Here is a 17,484-nt window from a genome sequence, read left to right on the forward strand (position 1 = left end):
GCGGACGGGTCTTTCTGAACTAATCTTCTCCAGAAAGGCGGAGCATGTTTGAACGTCTGCTGCAAGCCGTTCTGCATAACCGCGGACTGGTCATGCTGGCGGTACTGGCGATGGCATTGCTGGGTGTTTACAGTTATCAGAAATTGCCAATCGATGCAGTACCCGATATTACCAATGTTCAGGTACAGATCAATACGGCTGCGCCAGGTTATTCGCCAATGGAAGTCGAGCAGCGTATTACGTTTCCGGTTGAAACCATCATGGCGGGTATTCCTGGGCTGGATTACACCCGCTCGTTGTCACGCTATGGCCTATCGCAAGTCACCGTCATTTTCGAGGAAGGTGTCGATATCTATTTTGCCCGCCAGCTGGTCAGTCAGCGTATTCAGGAAGCAAAAGGCAGATTGCCCGCCGGAATTGAGCCGGCAATGGGACCAACATCGACTGGCCTTGGCGAGATTTTCATGTGGACGGTTGGCGCCGAAGCAGGTGCGCGCAAACCGGATAGTACGGCGTATACGCCAACCGATCTTCGTGAGATCCAGGACTGGATCGTGCGACCGCTATTGCGCGTTGTCAAGGGCGTGACCGAGATCAATACGGTCGGTGGGTTCGTCAAACAGTATCACGTCACGCCTTTTCCGGAAAAACTGGTTGCTTACGGGTTGACGTTGCAGGATATCGTGACCGCGCTGGAGCGTAATAATCTTAATCTGGGCGCGGGATACATCGAGAAAAGCGGCAGCCAGTATCTGGTGCGGTTGCCTGGGCAGGTCACCAATATCGACGAGATTGGTGAAATTACGCTTGGCAGCCGGCAAGGAACGCCGCTGCGTATCAAGGATATCGCCGATATTCTGATCGGCAAGGAATTACGCACGGGAGCGGCCACCCAGAACGGCGAGGAAGTGGTGTTGGGTACCGCGCACATGCTGGTTGGTGAGAATAGCCGCACAGTGGCGCGCGCCATTGCCGACAAACTGGTGGAGGTCAATCGCAGTTTGCCACCGGGTGTGGTTGCCACCCCTGTTTACGATCGTACCAAGCTGGTGGACGGTACTATTCGCACCGTAGCGTACAATCTGTTCGAAGGTGCGGCGCTGGTCATTGCAGTGTTGTTCATCTTTCTCGGTAATATTCGCGCGGCGGTAATTACCGCGCTGGTCATTCCACTGTCGATGCTGTTCACCTTGAGCGGTATGGTGGCCAACCAAGTCAGTGCCAATCTGATGAGTCTGGGTGCGCTGGATTTCGGAATCATCGTCGATGGTGCCATCGTCATTGTCGAGAACAGTATCCGGCGCCTGGCACAGGAGCAACAAAAACTGGGACGGGTTTTGAGTAAGGCAGAACGTCTGGTGCTGGTGTTTTCCGCCACCCAGCAAACCCGGCGGGCGCTGATTTACGGGCAGATCATCATCATGGTGGTGTATATCCCGATTTTTGCGTTGACTGGTGTCGAGGGTAAGATGTTCCACCCGATGGCATTCACCGTGGTGGTCGCGTTGATTGGAGCGATGATTTTGTCGGTGACGTTTGTGCCAGCGGCGATCGCGCTTTTTCTAGGTGGTGCCGTATCGGACAAGGAAAGCTGGATCGTGGAGCACAGCAAGCGGCTGTATGAGCCGATGCTTGCGAGCGCCATGCGCAATCAGGCATTGACCGTCACGATTGCGCTGATGGCGATCGTGCTGTCGGTGTTGCTTGCTACCCGTCTGGGCAGCGAATTTGTTCCCAGTTTGAATGAAGGTGACATTGCGCTGCATGCACTGCGCATTCCCGGTACCAGTCTTTCGGCCGCAATCGATATGCAGGCTGAACTTGAAAAAACTATCCGCACGTTTCCGGAAGTGGAACGAGTATTCGCCAAGATCGGTACGGCGGAAATCGCCACCGACCCGATGCCGCCCAGCGTAGCGGATATTTTCATCATGCTCAAACCGCAGACGGAATGGCCTGGGCCTTATCGCGCCAAGGATGAGTTGATTGCGGCGATGGAACAGAAAGTGCTGCAGGTGCCGGGCAATAACTATGAATTCACGCAGCCGATCGAGATGCGCTTCAATGAGTTGATCGCTGGCGTGCGTGCTGATGTGGCGGTCAAGGTGTTCGGTGATGACATGACGGTTCTGCTTGACCTTGGTGAGCAGATCGAAGCATTGATGATGACCGTGCCGGGCGCGGCTGATGTCAAGGTCGAGCAGGTGACGGGCTTGCCGGTATTGTCAATCGAGATTGATCGCACTAGCATCGCGCGCTATGGACTTGATATTGCCGATGTGCAGGATGCGGTGGCAATTGCGGTTGGCGGTAAAAATGCCGGCCTGATCTATGAAGGGGACCGGCGCTTCGAACTACAGGTGCGGCTGCCGGAGCGGTTGCGGGCAGATATCGAAGCATTGCGCTATTTACCGATTGGCCTGCCCGCTGCTGTCAGCCAACCAGATGTGGCGACGATAGCGCCGTCCTTGCCTGTCATGCCGGCACCGGGAATAGCGGCAACGGGTCTGGTGAATTTTGTTACCCTGGGTGAGGTGGCCAGATTGCACGTTGTTGAAGAGCCCAACCAGATCAGCCGCGAGAATGGCAAGCGGCGCGTGGTGGTGACGGCGAATGTGCGCGGACGGGATCTCGGTTCGTTTGTGAATGAAACCCAGGCTTTGGTCAATGAGAGAGTAGAAATTCCGGCGGGATACTGGCTGGCGTGGGGTGGGCAGTTTGAGCAGATGATTTCGGCTGCCGAACGTTTGCAGATTGTCGTACCCGTTTCACTGGTACTGATTTATGTATTGCTCTACAGCATGTTCGGTAATTTTCGAGATGGGTTGCTGGTGTTCACCGGCGTGCCGTTTGCGCTGACGGGTGGCGTGCTGGCGCTGTGGCTGCGTGATATTCCGTTATCCATTTCTGCGGGTGTCGGCTTTATTGCCCTGTCCGGTATCGCGGTGCTGAACGGATTGGTGATGCTGTCATTCATTCGGGAATTGCGCAGCGAAGGTCATGCACTGGATGATGCCGTGCATTCCGGTGCGCTGGCGCGACTACGTCCAGTGCTGATGACAGCATTGACTGATGCCATCGGTTTTGCCCCCATGGCGCTGGCGACTGACATTGGAGCGGAAGTACAGCGCCCGCTGGCAACCGTCGTCATCGGTGGCATTCTTTCTTCTACGGTATTGACCTTGTTGGTATTGCCAGTGTTGTATCAATTATCACATCGGTCGGATAAGTCATGGGACTGAAAATATACTCGACCAAATGTCAGAATATTTGTCGGATTTTTTTACATATTGTATATAGTAGATTCTTCAAAAAGTAGTGTTTATTTTTAATTGTTTGATTATAAATGATTGATAGGCATTTTAGAAAAATGGCATGAGATGTGCCTATAACTTAATAGGCGTTCAGAAATTTATTTTTCCGGTGCGCGGGATTGTTATACTAACGAGGCTAAGTAACTTAATGTTTTGTATAAGAGGTGAAGCATGATGTCCGAGGAAAAAATACAGCAACCAGTAGCGAGCGATATGAAAAATGACGGATTGGCTGTTGCTCCCCAACTGAAGCGCAGACGGCTGCTCAAAAGTACGGTCGCGATTCCGGTGATTATGACACTTTCCAGTGGTGCGGCACTGGCACGTACCAGTAACCTGGTCGGGGCTGTCGATCTCGGAAATGCAGCTACAGTAACGAATGCGGAAAATCAGTCGCAAATCGTCTGCGTGATACCTGATCCAAATGAAGACCAAACGGGTGCGCCGCCTTATGATCTTGGTACTTCGCCACAAGGTATTCTGGGTCCGGCAGATCAGACGCTTGCGGATCAAGCTGTTTTTTGTCAGGGCCAGGGCGGAATTTTAATATCAGCAACGGCTTTTACCTCGTTGCAGGGCAAAGGATTGCATATTCTTTAAATTGGATACCTTATCGCAATGGTGCGCGGTTGACTTTGCATCGTTGCGGATGGTTGATTGGGATGGCGAATTTACCGTTTTTCAGCCTGCTGCCGGTAAAACCCATTTTCTGAACGAAATGGGCCTGCAAGTTCTGATATTGCTTGACCAGTCACCTGCGACGCTGGAGCGGCTGTGTCAGCTCCTGGCGGAGCATTTCTCATTATTGCTGGATGAATCCTTCATGCAGCAAATCCAGCAAACATTGCATCGTTTCGAAGCGCTTGGTCTGGTTGCTTATGTCAATTTTTCCCAGTGAAAGTCGAGCAGCTTTCGCTGGAGGAATTTCGTGCCCGGCTTGGCAGTAAAAATGGGCTACGGATTCAGTTTGGACCTTTCGTTGTTCGCATTCAGAGTTTTTTACCATCACTTGCTAATCCGTTATATCGATTGTATGCGTTTTATACTTTAGCTAATGACGATATTGCCGAATTCCACGTACAGATCGTTTCCAAACGTTCACTAAGGCGTCCGTTCACACCTTTTGTGCAGTTCCTGGTGGATGGCCAGGCGCCCTTTCCCGCTGCCCCTGTCCACCACGCACTGACGATGCTCGAATGGGGTATCAATCTCGCAATCGCCGTGCGTGTCAATCATTTTTTACTGTTCCATTGCGCCGCGGTCGAGCGTAATGGCCATGTCCTGTTGCTGCCAGCGTGGCCGGGTAGTGGCAAGACGACTTTGTGTGCCGCGCTTATTCACCATGGTTACCGGCTGTTTTCGGATGAATTCGGTCTAATGCACGTGCAATCGGGTAACTTTTTTCCATTGCCGCGCCTGATGCCGCTCAAGAATCAGGCAATTGGTGCGATTCGTGATTTTCTTCCTGAAGTCACGCTGGGGCCGGAGATTCATGGCACGCTGAAGGGAACGGTGGCGCATGTACGCCCGCCCGAGGCCAGTATCGATCGTGAAGATGAGCCGGCAATTCCACGCTGGATTGTTTTTCCCAAATGGACCGCCCATCAGCCGTTACAGCTTGAGGAAATGCCGCGTTCCGAGGCATTTTTGCTGCTGGCAAGCAATGCCTTTAATTATGAAGTGCTCGGAGAGGTGGCGTTTGACGCCGTCACTGGCCTGATCCAGCGTTGCGAATGCCGCAAACTGGTCTACTCCGATTTTGACAGCGCACTAGTGGCATTAAATGCACTCACCGATGACTGATCGCCGTCTGAACGCACATCACCAGCTGCTGGTACGGGCTTTACGCGACCCGCCCAGTCTTTGTAATATCAGCAATCAGGACTGGGAATTGCTGTTGCGCCTGGTCAGACGTGCCAGGCTTCTGGGTTTTCTGGCGGTTGAACTGGGAAATGCTGGGCTATTGGATAAAATCCCGGTACGCATCGCCAACCACCTGCGCTCCGGTCTGATTCAGGCGCGAAAATATCAACAACTGGCGCGTTGGGAGCTGGACCGGGTACGGTGGGCGCTGGGTGAAGATCGTGGTCCCATTATTGTGCTCAAGGGTATGGCATATCTGCTGGCAGGTTTACCTCATGCCGCCGGAAGAGTTTTTGCCGATCTCGACCTGCTAGTACTGGCAGAAAATCTGCAACCAATCGAATCCACCCTGCTGGCAAAAGGTTGGCAACATCATGAACTCTCGGCCTATGATGAGCACTACTACCGCGCCTGGACGCATGAAATTCCGGCATTGATTCATCGCGAACGCGAAACTGAAGTTGATATCCACCACACCCTGACTTCCCCTATCGGCAGACTGCAACTGGAGGCCGCACCATTCCGGGAAGCGGCGGTCAGGCTGCCCGAGCTGGGAATCTATGTGTTAAGTCCACCAGACATGGTGCTGCATTGCGCAGTCAATCTGTTCCAGAACAACGAATTGGCGGACGATATGCGGCATTTGCTCGATTTGCATGGCATGCTGCAACATTTCAGTAGCGATCAGCCGCTGTTTCTGGATAACCTGATCACGCGCGCCAACCAGCTGAGGCTGGGCAGACCGTTGTTTTACGGCTTGTATTTCTGTCGTTTGCTGTTACGGACACCTGTTCCGAATACGCTCATGACCAGGCTCGAACAACGCCCAGGGTGGCTGGCACTCAAAGTGATGCAGCTGTGCGTACCATTGGCGCTATTGCCGCTGCACCCTGATCTACCCTGCAGAGGCGCAAAACTGGCACGCTGGTGGTTGTACTGGCGAAGCCATTGGCTGCGCATGCCGCTGCATGTGCTGGTGCCGCATCTGGCTTACAAGTTTTACCTGTCAGTATTTCCGTCTAAGGCCGCAAACACTGCCTCAAGCAGGGTCACAGCAAAAACCAAGTAGCCAGTCCCAGAAAAATAAAAAAACCACCGCTATCCGTGACCGCGGTGATCATTACGCTGGAGCCGAGCGCCGGATCGCGCCCCAGTTTTTTACGTATCAATGGGATCAAGACGCCAACCAGTGCCGCGAGCAATAGATTCAGCAACATGGCAAGTGCGATGAGTAGGCCTAGCTGATAGTTTTGATAAAGTGCATAGGTGAACAAGCCGACGACGCTCCCCCAAATGATGCCGTTGATGATGCTGACGCCGATTTCCTTGGCAATCAGCTTGTACATACTACTCTCCAAGTTGATCTGCCCTAATGCGATGGCACGCACGATCATGGTGATGGTCTGGTTACCCGAGTTACCGCCTACACTGGCCACAATCGGCATCAAGGCTGCCAGTGCGACCAGTTTTTCAATGGAGTCCTCGAACAGGCCAATGACACGCGAGGCGATAAAGGCGGTGATGAGGTTGATGGCGAGCCATGCCCAGCGGTTATGCACACTTTTCCATACTGGTGCGAACAGGTCCTCTTCTTCGCTCAGGCCGGCCTGATTACGTGCTTCCAGATCAGCCCTTTCGCGCATAAAATCGATGACGTCGTTGACGGTCAGTCGGGCAAGCAGTTTTTGATCGGGGGTAATAACCGGTGCGGAAATCAGATCGTAGCGCTCGAATGCCTGCGTGGCTTCTTCAGCTTTGTTATCAGGATGGAATTTGATCGTTTCCCGAGACATGACGTCGCTGATGATTTTTTCGGGATCGTTCACCAGAAGTTGGTTCAGGCGTAATACACCTTTAAAGTGCTCTTCACGATCGATGACGAATAACTGATCGGTGTGGTCTGGCAATTCACCCAGGCGCCGCAGGTAACGCAACACCACCTCAATACGCACGTCTTCGCGCACTGTAATGACATCGAAATCCATCAATGCGCCGACCGAATCCTCGGGGTACGACATGGCTGCGCGCAATTGATCGCGTTCTTCCATCGGCAATGCGCGGAATACACCTTCGATGACATCACTCGGCAAATCCGGCGCGAGATCGGCAATTTCATTCGCATCCAACTGTTCTGCCGCCGCGACCAGCTCATGACTTTCCATGTCCTCGATTAAAGTTTGCCGAACGGCATCCGAGACTTCGAGCAACACTTCCCCGTCACGCTCGCTGGTGACCATTCTCCACAGAATCAAACGGTCTTCCAGCGGGAGCGCTTCCAGAATACGGGCAATATCTGCCGAGTGCAGCTTATCCAGCATATTTTGCAGGCCGGCAAAATTCTGTTTCTGCACGATCGAATTGGCCAAATGATGACGCTGATCTTCCTGCAAACGAACCAGACCATCCACCAGCTTGTACTTATGCAGCAGGTAAATAACTTTCTGCAGTTTTTCTTCTAGATTTGTATGCTGGCTTTCCTGGTTCTCTTCGGTCATGGCTGGCGCAATATGATGGTGTTTAGAGTGAGGAGTGTGCTGTTTGATTGTTTGCGCGGCAGATCTACAGGGGTGCGGCGTATGGCGCTGATCTTATCATGGAACCTTGGCCACTCGCATGCGCGACTCGATGATACGGGTTTTGTTGAGTAATCTGGGCGAGTTGCGGTTTTTATCATAATGGCGCGGGTTGGGGATCATGGAGGCGAGCAGCGCTGCTTGTCTGGCAGATAATGTAGATGCGGACACATGGAAATAATGACGTGCGGCTTCCTCGGCGCCGAATACCCCTTCCCCCCATTCAATCACATTCAGATACAGTTCGAGAATGCGTTCCTTGGATAAGAGCTGTTCAAGCATAAGCGTAATGAGTGCTTCCTGCAGCTTGCGTCCCAACGTTTTATCGCTGGACAACAGTAAATTCTTGGCCAACTGCTGACTAATGGTCGAACCGCCCGCCGCCCATTTGCGTTGTTCGAGGTTTTTTTCCCAGGCAATTTTCATGGCATCGAAATCGAAGCCCGCATGCTGCATGAAACGGGCATCCTCGGCGGCGACAACGGCCTGTTTTAGATGATCGGAGATATGTTCATAGGCAACCCAGCGATACTGCAGATCTGCCTGGGGATTGTGTTCACGAAGCTGCGCCAGCCGTTGCTGCATAAAAGCGCTGGTTGCGGGATTATAGGTGCGCCAGTAAACGACGTGCAGTAAAAACCAGCTCTGGTAGAGCAATGCTCCAACCAGTAACAGACCCATTACCCGCGATAGCCACAGACTGAATGTAGCAGCGGTTCGTTGTGTTTTTGGTAACGGCTTTCTGGCGCTCACGAGACATGTGATTGCATTTGCCTGATCTGCTGGATAATCGCTGGTGTCTCAGGCCGGATACCGCGCCACAACAGAAAAGATTCTGCTGCCTGTTCAACCAGCATGCCAGTGCCATCCGCAACCTGTCTCGCTCCCCCATTTTGGGCAGATTGGAGAAAAGGTGTCAATTGCGGGCGGTAGAGCATGTCGTAAGCCAGCAGCACATCGGTAAATATTCCGGCGGGTAATGGTGGCAACTCGTTCTGTAATCCGGCAGAAGTGGCATGAATCAGGATATCGAAGTGTTCACCAGCAAAATCCAGGAAGTGACCGGTATCGATCCTGCCGTAATCGGCGAATTGTCGGGCAAGTTGCTGCGCTTTACCCACGGTACGGTTGGCGATGGTGAGTTGTGCTGGTTGTTTTTGCAGCAAAGGCAGTATTACGCCATGTGCGGCCCCCCCTGCGCCCAGTAGCAGCAAGCGTTTATTCTGGAGGGGGACGCCCAGATTGGTTTCAATATCGCGCACCAGGCCGGCGCCATCGGTATTGTCACCGAGAATGGCGCCATCCTTCTCGAAGCGGAAAGTGTTGACGGCTTGCGCGCTGGCCGCGCGTTCCGTCAGATTTGTGGCCAGCGTGTATGCTTCGAGCTTGAAGGGAACCGTGATGTTCATGCCCTTGCCGCCGGACTGGCGAAATGCGTCAACGGTTGCCCTGAATGTATCCAGCGGGGCGAGGATGGCTTCATAGCAGATAATTTGCCCGGTCTGCCGGGCAAATTGTGTATGAATGAAAGGGGACTTGCTGTGCTGGATGGGGTTACCGACGACGGCATAGCGATCCGCTGGAGCAGTGGTGGTCATTCGCTGAATAGCTTGTCTGATCGGGCGAATACCCAGGTTCGGGTAATGTGCAGAATATCGGTGTCGCGGCGAATATCTTCGGGAAAGGGTGCGAAACCATTGCGTGCCGCTAGTCTGACAATCTGAATAGCGGCTTCATCCAGCACTGGTATGTTGGATGATCGGTCGATACCAATCGATTCCAGGCTGCCGTCGGCGCGAATGCCAACCGTTAGCTGCAGACTGCCGTAGAGCTTTTCTTTTCTGGCTGCTTCCGGATAATTCAAGTTGCCGATACGTTCGACCTTGAGACGCCAGTCTTCCAGATACCGGGCAAAACGGTATTCCTGCGTCCGTGCCCCGATAAAACGTCGTTTTGGACGCTTTTGGTAAGCTTGATGTTCCCTGGCGATTTCTGCTTCCAGTTGTGCTATTTCACGGCTGCGTTGCAGCAGATCAGCTCTATCCAGTGGGTTAGGCGGCAGATTCTCGCTTGGTTTGCTGTCAGGTGCGGGTTGGGTTACCTGGGGTATGCTGGTGACCGCAGTCAGAAGCTTGCGTGTTTCGGCTTCCAGGCGGGCTGCTTTTTGCTCTATTTCGGTGAGTGCTTCCTGCGGCTTGATTTGTGGAATGACCGGGAAAGGTGTTTTGGCATGACGATCTTCATCGACATTTCCCCCGCCTTCCAGATTGGTTTGTGCCAGTAAATCCGTATCCAGCGGTTTGAAAATGGAGCGGCTGTTCACCAGAACCACATCCATGGATTTGGTGATTTTGCGCATGGCCGGTTCATTGGATTTGAACGAGATCCCGAACAGAATGGCGGCATGCAGTATCAAGGAAGTCAGTAACGCCAAGTGTAGCGCCCGGTTCTGGCGCGCCAGGGTAGGGGTGAAAATAGTCGTGTACAACATAAACGTCAGTTTGCGTTCTTGCCAATAAAATTGGCCACCAGTGAACGTTCGATCAGATCAATCTGCGTAATTTCCAGTCTGACCGACGTGCCACAAGACAAATCCGGTAAGGAAGGTACCCGAACAGTCAACGGTAAGCGATCAAATTTTACCAGATTCTCCTTAAGAACGACTCCATCAGCTTCGGTAAGCGATTCCTGCTGCAACCAGCGCAGGCACCAGTAGCGTTCCATGCCGCGCTGAAACTCGGCATAGGCTGCGTAGGTGACTTCAAAATCACGCATTGCGATCAGAATGGCATCGCTTTCCCTAGTGTAGACAGGGGGGGTACCGGAAACCAGCGCAATCAGCTGACGCTGGTTGATCAGGTCAACATAACGACGCATCGGCGAGCTGCTCCAAGCATATTGTGCTACGCCCAGCCCCTGGTGAGGTGCGGGCGAGAGACTCATTCTGACTTTGCCGGTGCCTTTGCTGCGATAAATACCAGCGATACTCGCCTCGGCAAGCTGACGACCCCATTCGGCATTGGCAAAAATCATCAATTCCGAGACAACCTTGTCGATGGGAGAGCCCCGGCGACGTTCCGTGATGGTGACGTGATCATCCGTGACTGCAAAACTATAATCGACTTGATTAGCCTGATTGTCCTGTTCCCTGCCACGCAGTTTTTCCTGTTTGCAGGCAAATTGCCACAACAGTTTCAGTTCATGAGCATAGGAGTAATCCAGTTGATTGGTCCTGAGCGTGTCTTCGTTGAACAGCGGCTCCAGTTGATCATGCCTAAGATTGTCAGCGATCACGATCGTTTCGATGCGATTGAAGGTATCCGTGACGGTGAAATCATCGGCAACATTCAGATAGAGCGAGAGTACCGGGCTGCGCCGCGCTGCACCCAAAGTATAATACTGAATAATATTGTCCGGGAGCATCGTGATCTTGTGCCCCGGCAGATAGACAGTTGAGAGTCGCCTGGCTGCAATTCTGTCAAGCGGGGAATCTACTTCAACTCCCAAAGCTGGTATGGCAATGTGAATGCCGATCCGAAAACCGCCATAAGGCAGTGGTGTAACGGAAAAAGCATCGTCGTATTCGGTTGTGGTGGCGTCATCGATACTGAATGCCGCGACTTCGGTAGCGGGAAGTGTATCCGGATTGCTCTGGACGGGCTCAATCACGGCGGGGTCGAAAGATGTGCCCTGCGGGAAATATTCATGCAAAAACTGATTGAAATGATAATCATGCGCGGACGGAATGGCGCCACATTGTTCCAGCAGTTTCGGTACGGTCAGTCCGGTTTCCTTGCAGGCGGCCTCAAGGGCTTTCCATTCGATTGTATTCTTGTCCGGGCTGAATAAAAGGCTGTTCAGCTGCGATCTGAAGGTGTCGGGTAATTCAAACGCGATCAGCTGTTTTACGTAATTTTCCTGTTTTTCGAGTGCCAGTCGCTTTTTCTCACGACCCGCCAATGCAGCCTGCAAAATTTCGGGGGGAGCAGCCAGATATCGACCATGCCCTCTTTTATGAAAATGTATCGGATTGCCGTTGAGCAGGATAAGCATGGCGGCGGTTTCGACGGGTTGCGGTACATGGCCAAAATAGTCTGCTGCCAGTTCTGCCGCAGAAAATTCATTTTTTTCTGCACAATATTCCCACAAAAAGGCAACATCCAATTCGTCCGCAATTGCTTGAGCCTGCTGCATAAATTCGATGAGTGGCGGTGCTTCAAATCTAAGGAAAATAGACGCCGCCTTTATTTTTGAGCGTTTGCCGTGTGTGGCCTCAATCTGCAGCGAGGTGGTGTTGTCGGCCAGGATACTGCCAACTTTGAAAACACCAGCCTCTTCATAAAATACGTTCACTGAAGGAATCCACAAGATAAATCGATAGACATACAGGTTGCAGGCTTGGAGCAGTCAGTAGTCGGGAAATAGAGAGGTTCATGTTAACATATTGCTGTTAGCTCCTAAAATTTCACATTCTCTAGTCTTGCTGCATTTCACTCAAAATATCCTGGTTCTTTAATGGTTAAAACACGTTTTGCTCCTAGTCCGACGGGTTATCTGCATATTGGCGGTGCACGCACTGCACTTTTTTCCTGGGCATTTGCCCGCAAACAAGGCGGGAAATTCGTGTTGAGAATCGAGGATACGGATCGTGAACGTTCAACCCAGCCCTCCGTGCAGGCAATTCTCGATGGTCTGGCATGGCTTGGTCTGGATTATGATGAAGGCCCGTACTATCAGATGCAACGTCTCGACCGTTATCAGCAAGTGGCTGAGCAGTTGCTGAAACAGGGACTGGCCTATCATTGTTATGCCAGCCGGGAAGAGATCGATGCCTTGCGTGAACAGCAACGCGCAGCCGGGTTGAAACCTCGTTACGATGGCCGCTGGCGCGACAGCCAGCAAACACCGCCTGCTGGTGTTACGCCGGTAGTGCGCCTGAAAACGCCGCTGGAAGGATATGTCACGTTTCACGATCTGGTGAAGGGAAAAATTGCTGTCGCCAATCAGGAGCTCGATGATCTGGTACTGATGCGCAGCGACGGCACCCCTACCTACAATTTCGGCGTGGTGATCGACGATCTCGATATGGGGGTCACCCATGTAATTCGTGGCGATGACCACGTCAATAACACGCCGCGCCAGATTAATATTCTCAAGGCGCTCGGCGCACCCATTCCGCAGTACGTGCATGTGACGATGATCCTCGGCGCGGATGGCGAGCGTCTGTCCAAACGGCATGGCGCGGTATCGGTCCTGCATTACCGTGACCAAGGTTATCTGCCGGAAGCGCTGTTCAATTATCTGGCGAGGCTTGGCTGGTCGCATGGTGATGAGGAAATTTTTAGTCGTGAGCAATTGATCGAGTGGTTTGATCTGTCCGCGATCAGTCATTCTCCGGCGAGGTTTAACGAAGAAAAACTGGCGTGGCTGAATGCACATTATCTGAAGGTTGCGGATGATGAGCGGCTCGTGCCGTTGCTGCTGCCTTTTTTGCAGGAGAGAGCCTGTAAAATAAGCAACACAGACACTTTGCCAAAAATTATTAATTTGCTAAAAGGACGGGTAAGCACGCTGGCGGAACTGGCAGATGCAGCAATTTATTTTTTCCGCGTGGTTGTTCCTCCGCAGACGTTGAAAGTGGAACACTTCAAACCGGAAATTCGGCCAGTGATGGTGGATCTGCTCGATCGTTTCAGCGTAATCGATTGGCAGCTGGAATCGATTCATACAGAAATTAAGCAGGTGGTTACTCGCCATGGCCTGAAATTTCCAGCCGTAGCCATGCCATTGCGCCTGATGGTGACTGGCGAAGTCAAAACACCCGCGATCGATGCCGTTCTGGCGCTGATCGGTCAGGCAGAAACCTTGCGCCGTATGCGTCAACAACTGGAGAATTTTCCAGCAGTGTGACTGGCGACAGGGTAGTTCATTTTAGATAATCCGTTCCATCTACGAGTGTAAAGAAAACAAACAGACAAGGATATTTTTTCATGAGCAGTCAATCACGTGCCGAATTACTAACACAACTGCTGGCAGAGCGCATTTTGCTGCTGGATGGCGCCATGGGCACGATGATCCAGAGTTACAAGCTGGTCGAAGCCGATTACCGGGGAGAGCGTTTTGCTGATTTTCCGCACGATCTCAAGGGGAATAACGATCTGCTGTCGCTGACCAGCCCGGACGTGATCCGCGCAATTCATCGCGGTTATCTTGAGGCTGGCGCGGACATTATCGAGACCAACACTTTCAATTCCAATCCGCCATCGATGGCGGATTACCATATGCAGGATCTGGTATACGAATTGAATGCCGCCAGCGCGAAACTGGCGGTGGAAGAAGCGCAGGCGATGGCATTGCGTACACCGGACAAGCCACGTTTTGTTGCAGGAATTATTGGGCCGACGACCAAAACGGCTTCCATTTCACCGGATGTCAATGACCCCGGTTTTCGTGGAATCAATTTTGATCAACTGGTCGAAAGTTATACTGAATCAGTGCGCGGGCTGGTCGATGGTGGCGTCGATATCCTGATGGTGGAGACTATTTTCGATACGCTCAATGCCAAGGCAGCGTTATTCGCAATCGACCAATATTTTGAAACTGCCGGTATCCGCTTGCCGATCATGATTTCGGTGACCATTACCGATGCATCCGGCCGAAATCTTTCAGGGCAGACACCGGAGGCCTTCTGGAATTCGGTGCGGCACGCGCAGCCACTGTCAGTGGGCATCAACTGTGCATTGGGCGCGGAATTGATGCGTCCCTACGTCGAAGAGTTGTCAAGTGTCGCCGAAGTCTATACCAGCACCCATCCCAATGCCGGGTTGCCCAATCCATTGTCGGAAACCGGCTACGATGAAACGCCGGAATATACCGCGCGACTGATCCAGGAATTTGCTGAATCTGGATTCGTGAATATTGTCGGCGGTTGCTGTGGCACGACACCGGCGCATATTGCTGCGATTGCCGAGGCAGTCAAGGGAATCGCGCCACGCCAGCTGCCGGAGATTCCTAAAAAATTACGCCTGTCCGGGCTCGAGGCACTCAACATTGATGAACATTCGTTGTTCGTCAATGTGGGGGAACGTACCAATGTCACCGGTTCCAAGGCTTTTGCCCGCTTGATTCTCAATAACAATTATGCTGAGGCGTTGGCTGTTGCGCGCAATCAGGTTGAAAATGGTGCGCAGATCATCGATATTAATATGGATGAGGCGATGCTGGATTCGCAGAAGGCGATGGTGACTTTTCTGAACCTGGTCGCTTCCGAGCCTGATATCAGCCGTGTACCAATCATGCTTGACTCCAGCAAATGGTCGGTGATCGAAGCCGGTCTCAAATGTGTACAAGGCAAAGCGATCATCAACTCCATCAGTCTCAAGGAAGGCGAGGCCGAGTTTTTGCATCACGCCAAGCTGGCGCGTCGCTATGGTGCGGCGGTGATTGTCATGGCTTTTGATGAAACTGGCCAGGCAGATACCAAACAACGTAAAGTGGAAATTTGCCAGCGCTGCTACCAGTTTCTGACGGAACAAGTGGATTTCCCACCGGAAGATATTATCTTTGATCCGAATATATTTGCCATTGCCACCGGAATCGAAGAGCACAACAATTACGCGGTTGATTTTATCGAGGCAACTAAGGTTATTCGTCAGATCCTGCCTTATGCCAAGGTGAGTGGGGGGGTTTCCAACGTTTCTTTCTCATTTCGCGGTAACGACCCGATCCGCGAGGCAATTCACACCGCCTTTCTGTATCACGCGGTCAAGGCCGGGATGACCATGGGAATTGTCAATGCAGGCCAATTGGGCGTGTATTCGGATATTTCACCAGATCTGCTGGAGCATGTTGAAGATGTGCTGCTGAACCGGCGGGACGATGCAACCGAGCGCTTAGTGGAATTTGCTGAAAACTTTAAAGGTCAAAAGAAAGTACAGGTGGAAGACCTTGCCTGGCGTGACGAGCCAGTGCGACAACGGCTCACGCATGCGCTGGTCAGGGGTATCGACACGTATGTGGTCGAGGATACCGAGGTCGTCCGCCAGGAAATCACTGGTTCGGGCGGAAAGCCGATCGAGGTGATAGAAGGCCCGCTGATGGATGGCATGAACGTCGTCGGAGACCTGTTTGGCGCAGGCAAAATGTTTTTGCCCCAAGTGGTGAAATCCGCACGCGTGATGAAACAGGCAGTCGCCTATTTGTTGCCCTATATCGAAGCGGAGAAAAAACTCTCCGGTGACAACAAACCCAAAGGTAAGGTCGTTATTGCCACGGTTAAGGGCGATGTGCATGATATTGGCAAAAATATCGTGACGGTGGTGCTGCAATGCAATAACTTTGAAGTGATTAACATGGGGGTGATGGTGCCGTGCGCACAGATTCTGGAAATGGCGCGCCGTGAAAAGGTGGATATGATTGGTTTATCTGGCCTGATTACGCCGTCACTCGAAGAAATGGCGCATGTGGCAAAAGAAATGCAGCGCGAAGGGTTTACCGTTCCGCTATTGATTGGTGGTGCAACCACGTCACGTATGCATACCGCCGTTAAGGTTGCGCCGCATTACCACGGCGTGACGGTATGGGTGCCGGATGCCAGCCGGGCAGTGGGGGTTTGCAGCAATCTGATGTCGCACGATTTACGTGACGATTATGTGAAAAAACTGCAGGCCGAGCAGGAAAAAAGCCGGGCGCAGCACAAGAATAAGAAAGGGCCTTCCAAATTATTGACACTGGAAGCAGCGCGTACTAACGCATTCAAAACCGACTGGAAGAATTACACGCCGCCGGAACCGGGTTTCCTTGGGCTGCGCACACTGAATAATTACCCGCTGGAAAAACTGGTGCCCCATATTGACTGGACGCCATTCTTTCAGGCGTGGGAACTGGCGGGGCGTTACCCGGCGATTCTGCAAGATGAGGTTGTGGGGGAGGCGGCCAGCAATCTATTTCAGGATGCTCAAGCCATGCTCAAGAAAATTGTTGAACAGAAATGGCTGGGCGCCAATGCAATTATCGGCTTGTTTCCAGCCAATGCTGTTAACCAGGATGATATCGAGATTTACGCCGACCGTAGCCGCAGCAACGTATTGATGACTTATCATACCCTGCGGCAACAAACCGAGAAGCCCGGCGGGCGTCCCAATCTGGCGCTGGCGGATTTTATCGCGCCGCGTGAGAGTGGCATTGCTGACGCAATCGGCATGTTTGCCGTCAGCGCGGGTTTTGGTATTGATGAGCGCGTGCAGGCGTTTGAAGCAGCCAATGATGATTACAACGCCATCATTCTCAAGGCGCTGGCAGATCGTCTGGCGGAAGCCTTTGCCGAGCATATGCATGCGCGGGTACGGCGCGAATTCTGGGGCTATGCCGGGGATGAGGCGCTGGACAACCAGCAATTGATCGATGAGCAGTACCGTGGCATTCGTCCGGCGCCAGGCTATCCGGCTTGTCCTGATCATACCGAAAAAGGTCCTTTGTTTGCTCTGTTGGAAGCCACGAAACGTACCGGCATCATTGTGACGGAATCGTTTGCGATGGTGCCAACCGCTGCGGTATCCGGCTTTTATTTTTCTCACCCCGAATCAACTTATTTTGCTGTGGGTAAAATCGGCAAGGATCAGGTGGAAGATTATGCTAAACGCAAAGGCTGGACACTGGAAGAAGCCGAGCGTTGGTTGGCTCCCGCCTTGGCGTATGAACCCTGAAATCTCTCCAGGGCGCTTCTCGCTGAAGTT

12 protein-coding genes are annotated in these 17,484 nt (G+C 52.4%); 7 read left to right on the forward strand and 5 right to left on the reverse strand.

Annotated features, from left to right (window positions below):
• Nucleotides 1–44 precede the first annotated feature (44 nt).
• The 5 genes from NSMM_RS01110 to NSMM_RS01130 all read left to right on the forward strand — a co-directional run bounded on the left by NSMM_RS01110 (nucleotide 45) and on the right by NSMM_RS01130 (nucleotide 6,246).
• Nucleotides 45–3,242 (forward strand): efflux RND transporter permease subunit, encoded by a 3,198-nt coding sequence (locus NSMM_RS01110; RefSeq protein ID WP_090283760.1) that lies wholly within the window; start codon nucleotides 45–47, stop codon nucleotides 3,240–3,242.
• A gap of 246 nt (nucleotides 3,243–3,488) precedes the next feature.
• Nucleotides 3,489–3,914, forward strand: coding sequence for a hypothetical protein (locus NSMM_RS01115; RefSeq protein WP_090283762.1), 426 nt, complete (start codon nucleotides 3,489–3,491; stop codon nucleotides 3,912–3,914).
• Nucleotide 3,915: 1 nt separating this feature from the next.
• The gene (locus tag NSMM_RS01120) at nucleotides 3,916–4,212 is read left to right on the forward strand and encodes an HPr-rel-A system PqqD family peptide chaperone (RefSeq protein ID WP_245654627.1); all 297 of its coding nucleotides are present in this window, start codon (nucleotides 3,916–3,918) and stop codon (nucleotides 4,210–4,212) included.
• Nucleotides 4,209–5,117: an HprK-related kinase A gene (locus NSMM_RS01125; protein ID WP_090283765.1), complete on the forward strand. Its 909-nt coding sequence runs from the start codon at nucleotides 4,209–4,211 to the stop codon at nucleotides 5,115–5,117. The genes NSMM_RS01120 and NSMM_RS01125 overlap by 4 nt, the downstream gene beginning before the upstream one ends.
• The gene (locus NSMM_RS01130) at nucleotides 5,110–6,246 is read left to right on the forward strand and encodes a nucleotidyltransferase domain-containing protein (protein ID WP_090283767.1); all 1,137 of its coding nucleotides are present in this window, start codon (nucleotides 5,110–5,112) and stop codon (nucleotides 6,244–6,246) included. Before NSMM_RS01125 ends, NSMM_RS01130 begins: the two co-directional genes overlap by 8 nt.
• Here NSMM_RS01130 and mgtE read toward each other — a convergent pair.
• The 5 genes from mgtE to NSMM_RS01155 form a co-directional block, all read right to left on the reverse strand.
• A complete protein-coding gene (mgtE, locus tag NSMM_RS01135; RefSeq protein WP_090283769.1) occupies nucleotides 6,227–7,672 on the reverse strand; it encodes a magnesium transporter in 1,446 nt (481 codons plus the stop codon). The genes NSMM_RS01130 and mgtE overlap by 20 nt on opposite strands.
• A 96-nt stretch (nucleotides 7,673–7,768) precedes the next feature.
• Entirely contained in the window at nucleotides 7,769–8,431 is a 663-nt protein-coding gene (gene mtgA, locus NSMM_RS01140; protein ID WP_090283874.1) for a monofunctional biosynthetic peptidoglycan transglycosylase, read from the reverse strand.
• A 68-nt stretch (nucleotides 8,432–8,499) separates the two neighbouring features.
• Nucleotides 8,500–9,348: a shikimate dehydrogenase gene (gene aroE, locus NSMM_RS01145; protein WP_090283771.1), complete on the reverse strand. Its 849-nt coding sequence runs from the start codon at nucleotides 9,346–9,348 to the stop codon at nucleotides 8,500–8,502.
• Nucleotides 9,345–10,241 carry an energy transducer TonB gene (locus NSMM_RS01150; RefSeq protein WP_090283773.1) on the reverse strand — a complete coding sequence of 299 codons (897 nt, stop codon included), beginning with the start codon at nucleotides 10,239–10,241 and terminating at the stop codon, nucleotides 9,345–9,347. The genes aroE and NSMM_RS01150 overlap by 4 nt, the downstream gene beginning before the upstream one ends.
• Before the next feature lie 5 nt (nucleotides 10,242–10,246).
• Nucleotides 10,247–12,103 carry a ribonuclease catalytic domain-containing protein gene (locus NSMM_RS01155; RefSeq protein ID WP_090283775.1) on the reverse strand — a complete coding sequence of 619 codons (1,857 nt, stop codon included), beginning with the start codon at nucleotides 12,101–12,103 and terminating at the stop codon, nucleotides 10,247–10,249.
• A 162-nt stretch (nucleotides 12,104–12,265) separates the two neighbouring features.
• Between NSMM_RS01155 and gltX the strand changes: the two genes are divergently transcribed.
• Together gltX and metH are read left to right on the forward strand one after the other, a co-directional pair.
• A complete protein-coding gene (gene gltX, locus NSMM_RS01160; RefSeq protein ID WP_090283777.1) occupies nucleotides 12,266–13,660 on the forward strand; it encodes a glutamate--tRNA ligase in 1,395 nt (464 codons plus the stop codon).
• Between the two features lie 80 nt (nucleotides 13,661–13,740).
• Nucleotides 13,741–17,454 (forward strand): methionine synthase, encoded by a 3,714-nt coding sequence (metH, locus tag NSMM_RS01165; protein WP_090283779.1) that lies wholly within the window; start codon nucleotides 13,741–13,743, stop codon nucleotides 17,452–17,454.
• Nucleotides 17,455–17,484 lie beyond the last annotated feature (30 nt).

It is taken from the genome of Nitrosomonas mobilis, from assembly GCF_900103035.1.
GTDB classification, from domain to species: Bacteria; Pseudomonadota; Gammaproteobacteria; order Burkholderiales; family Nitrosomonadaceae; genus Nitrosomonas; species Nitrosomonas mobilis.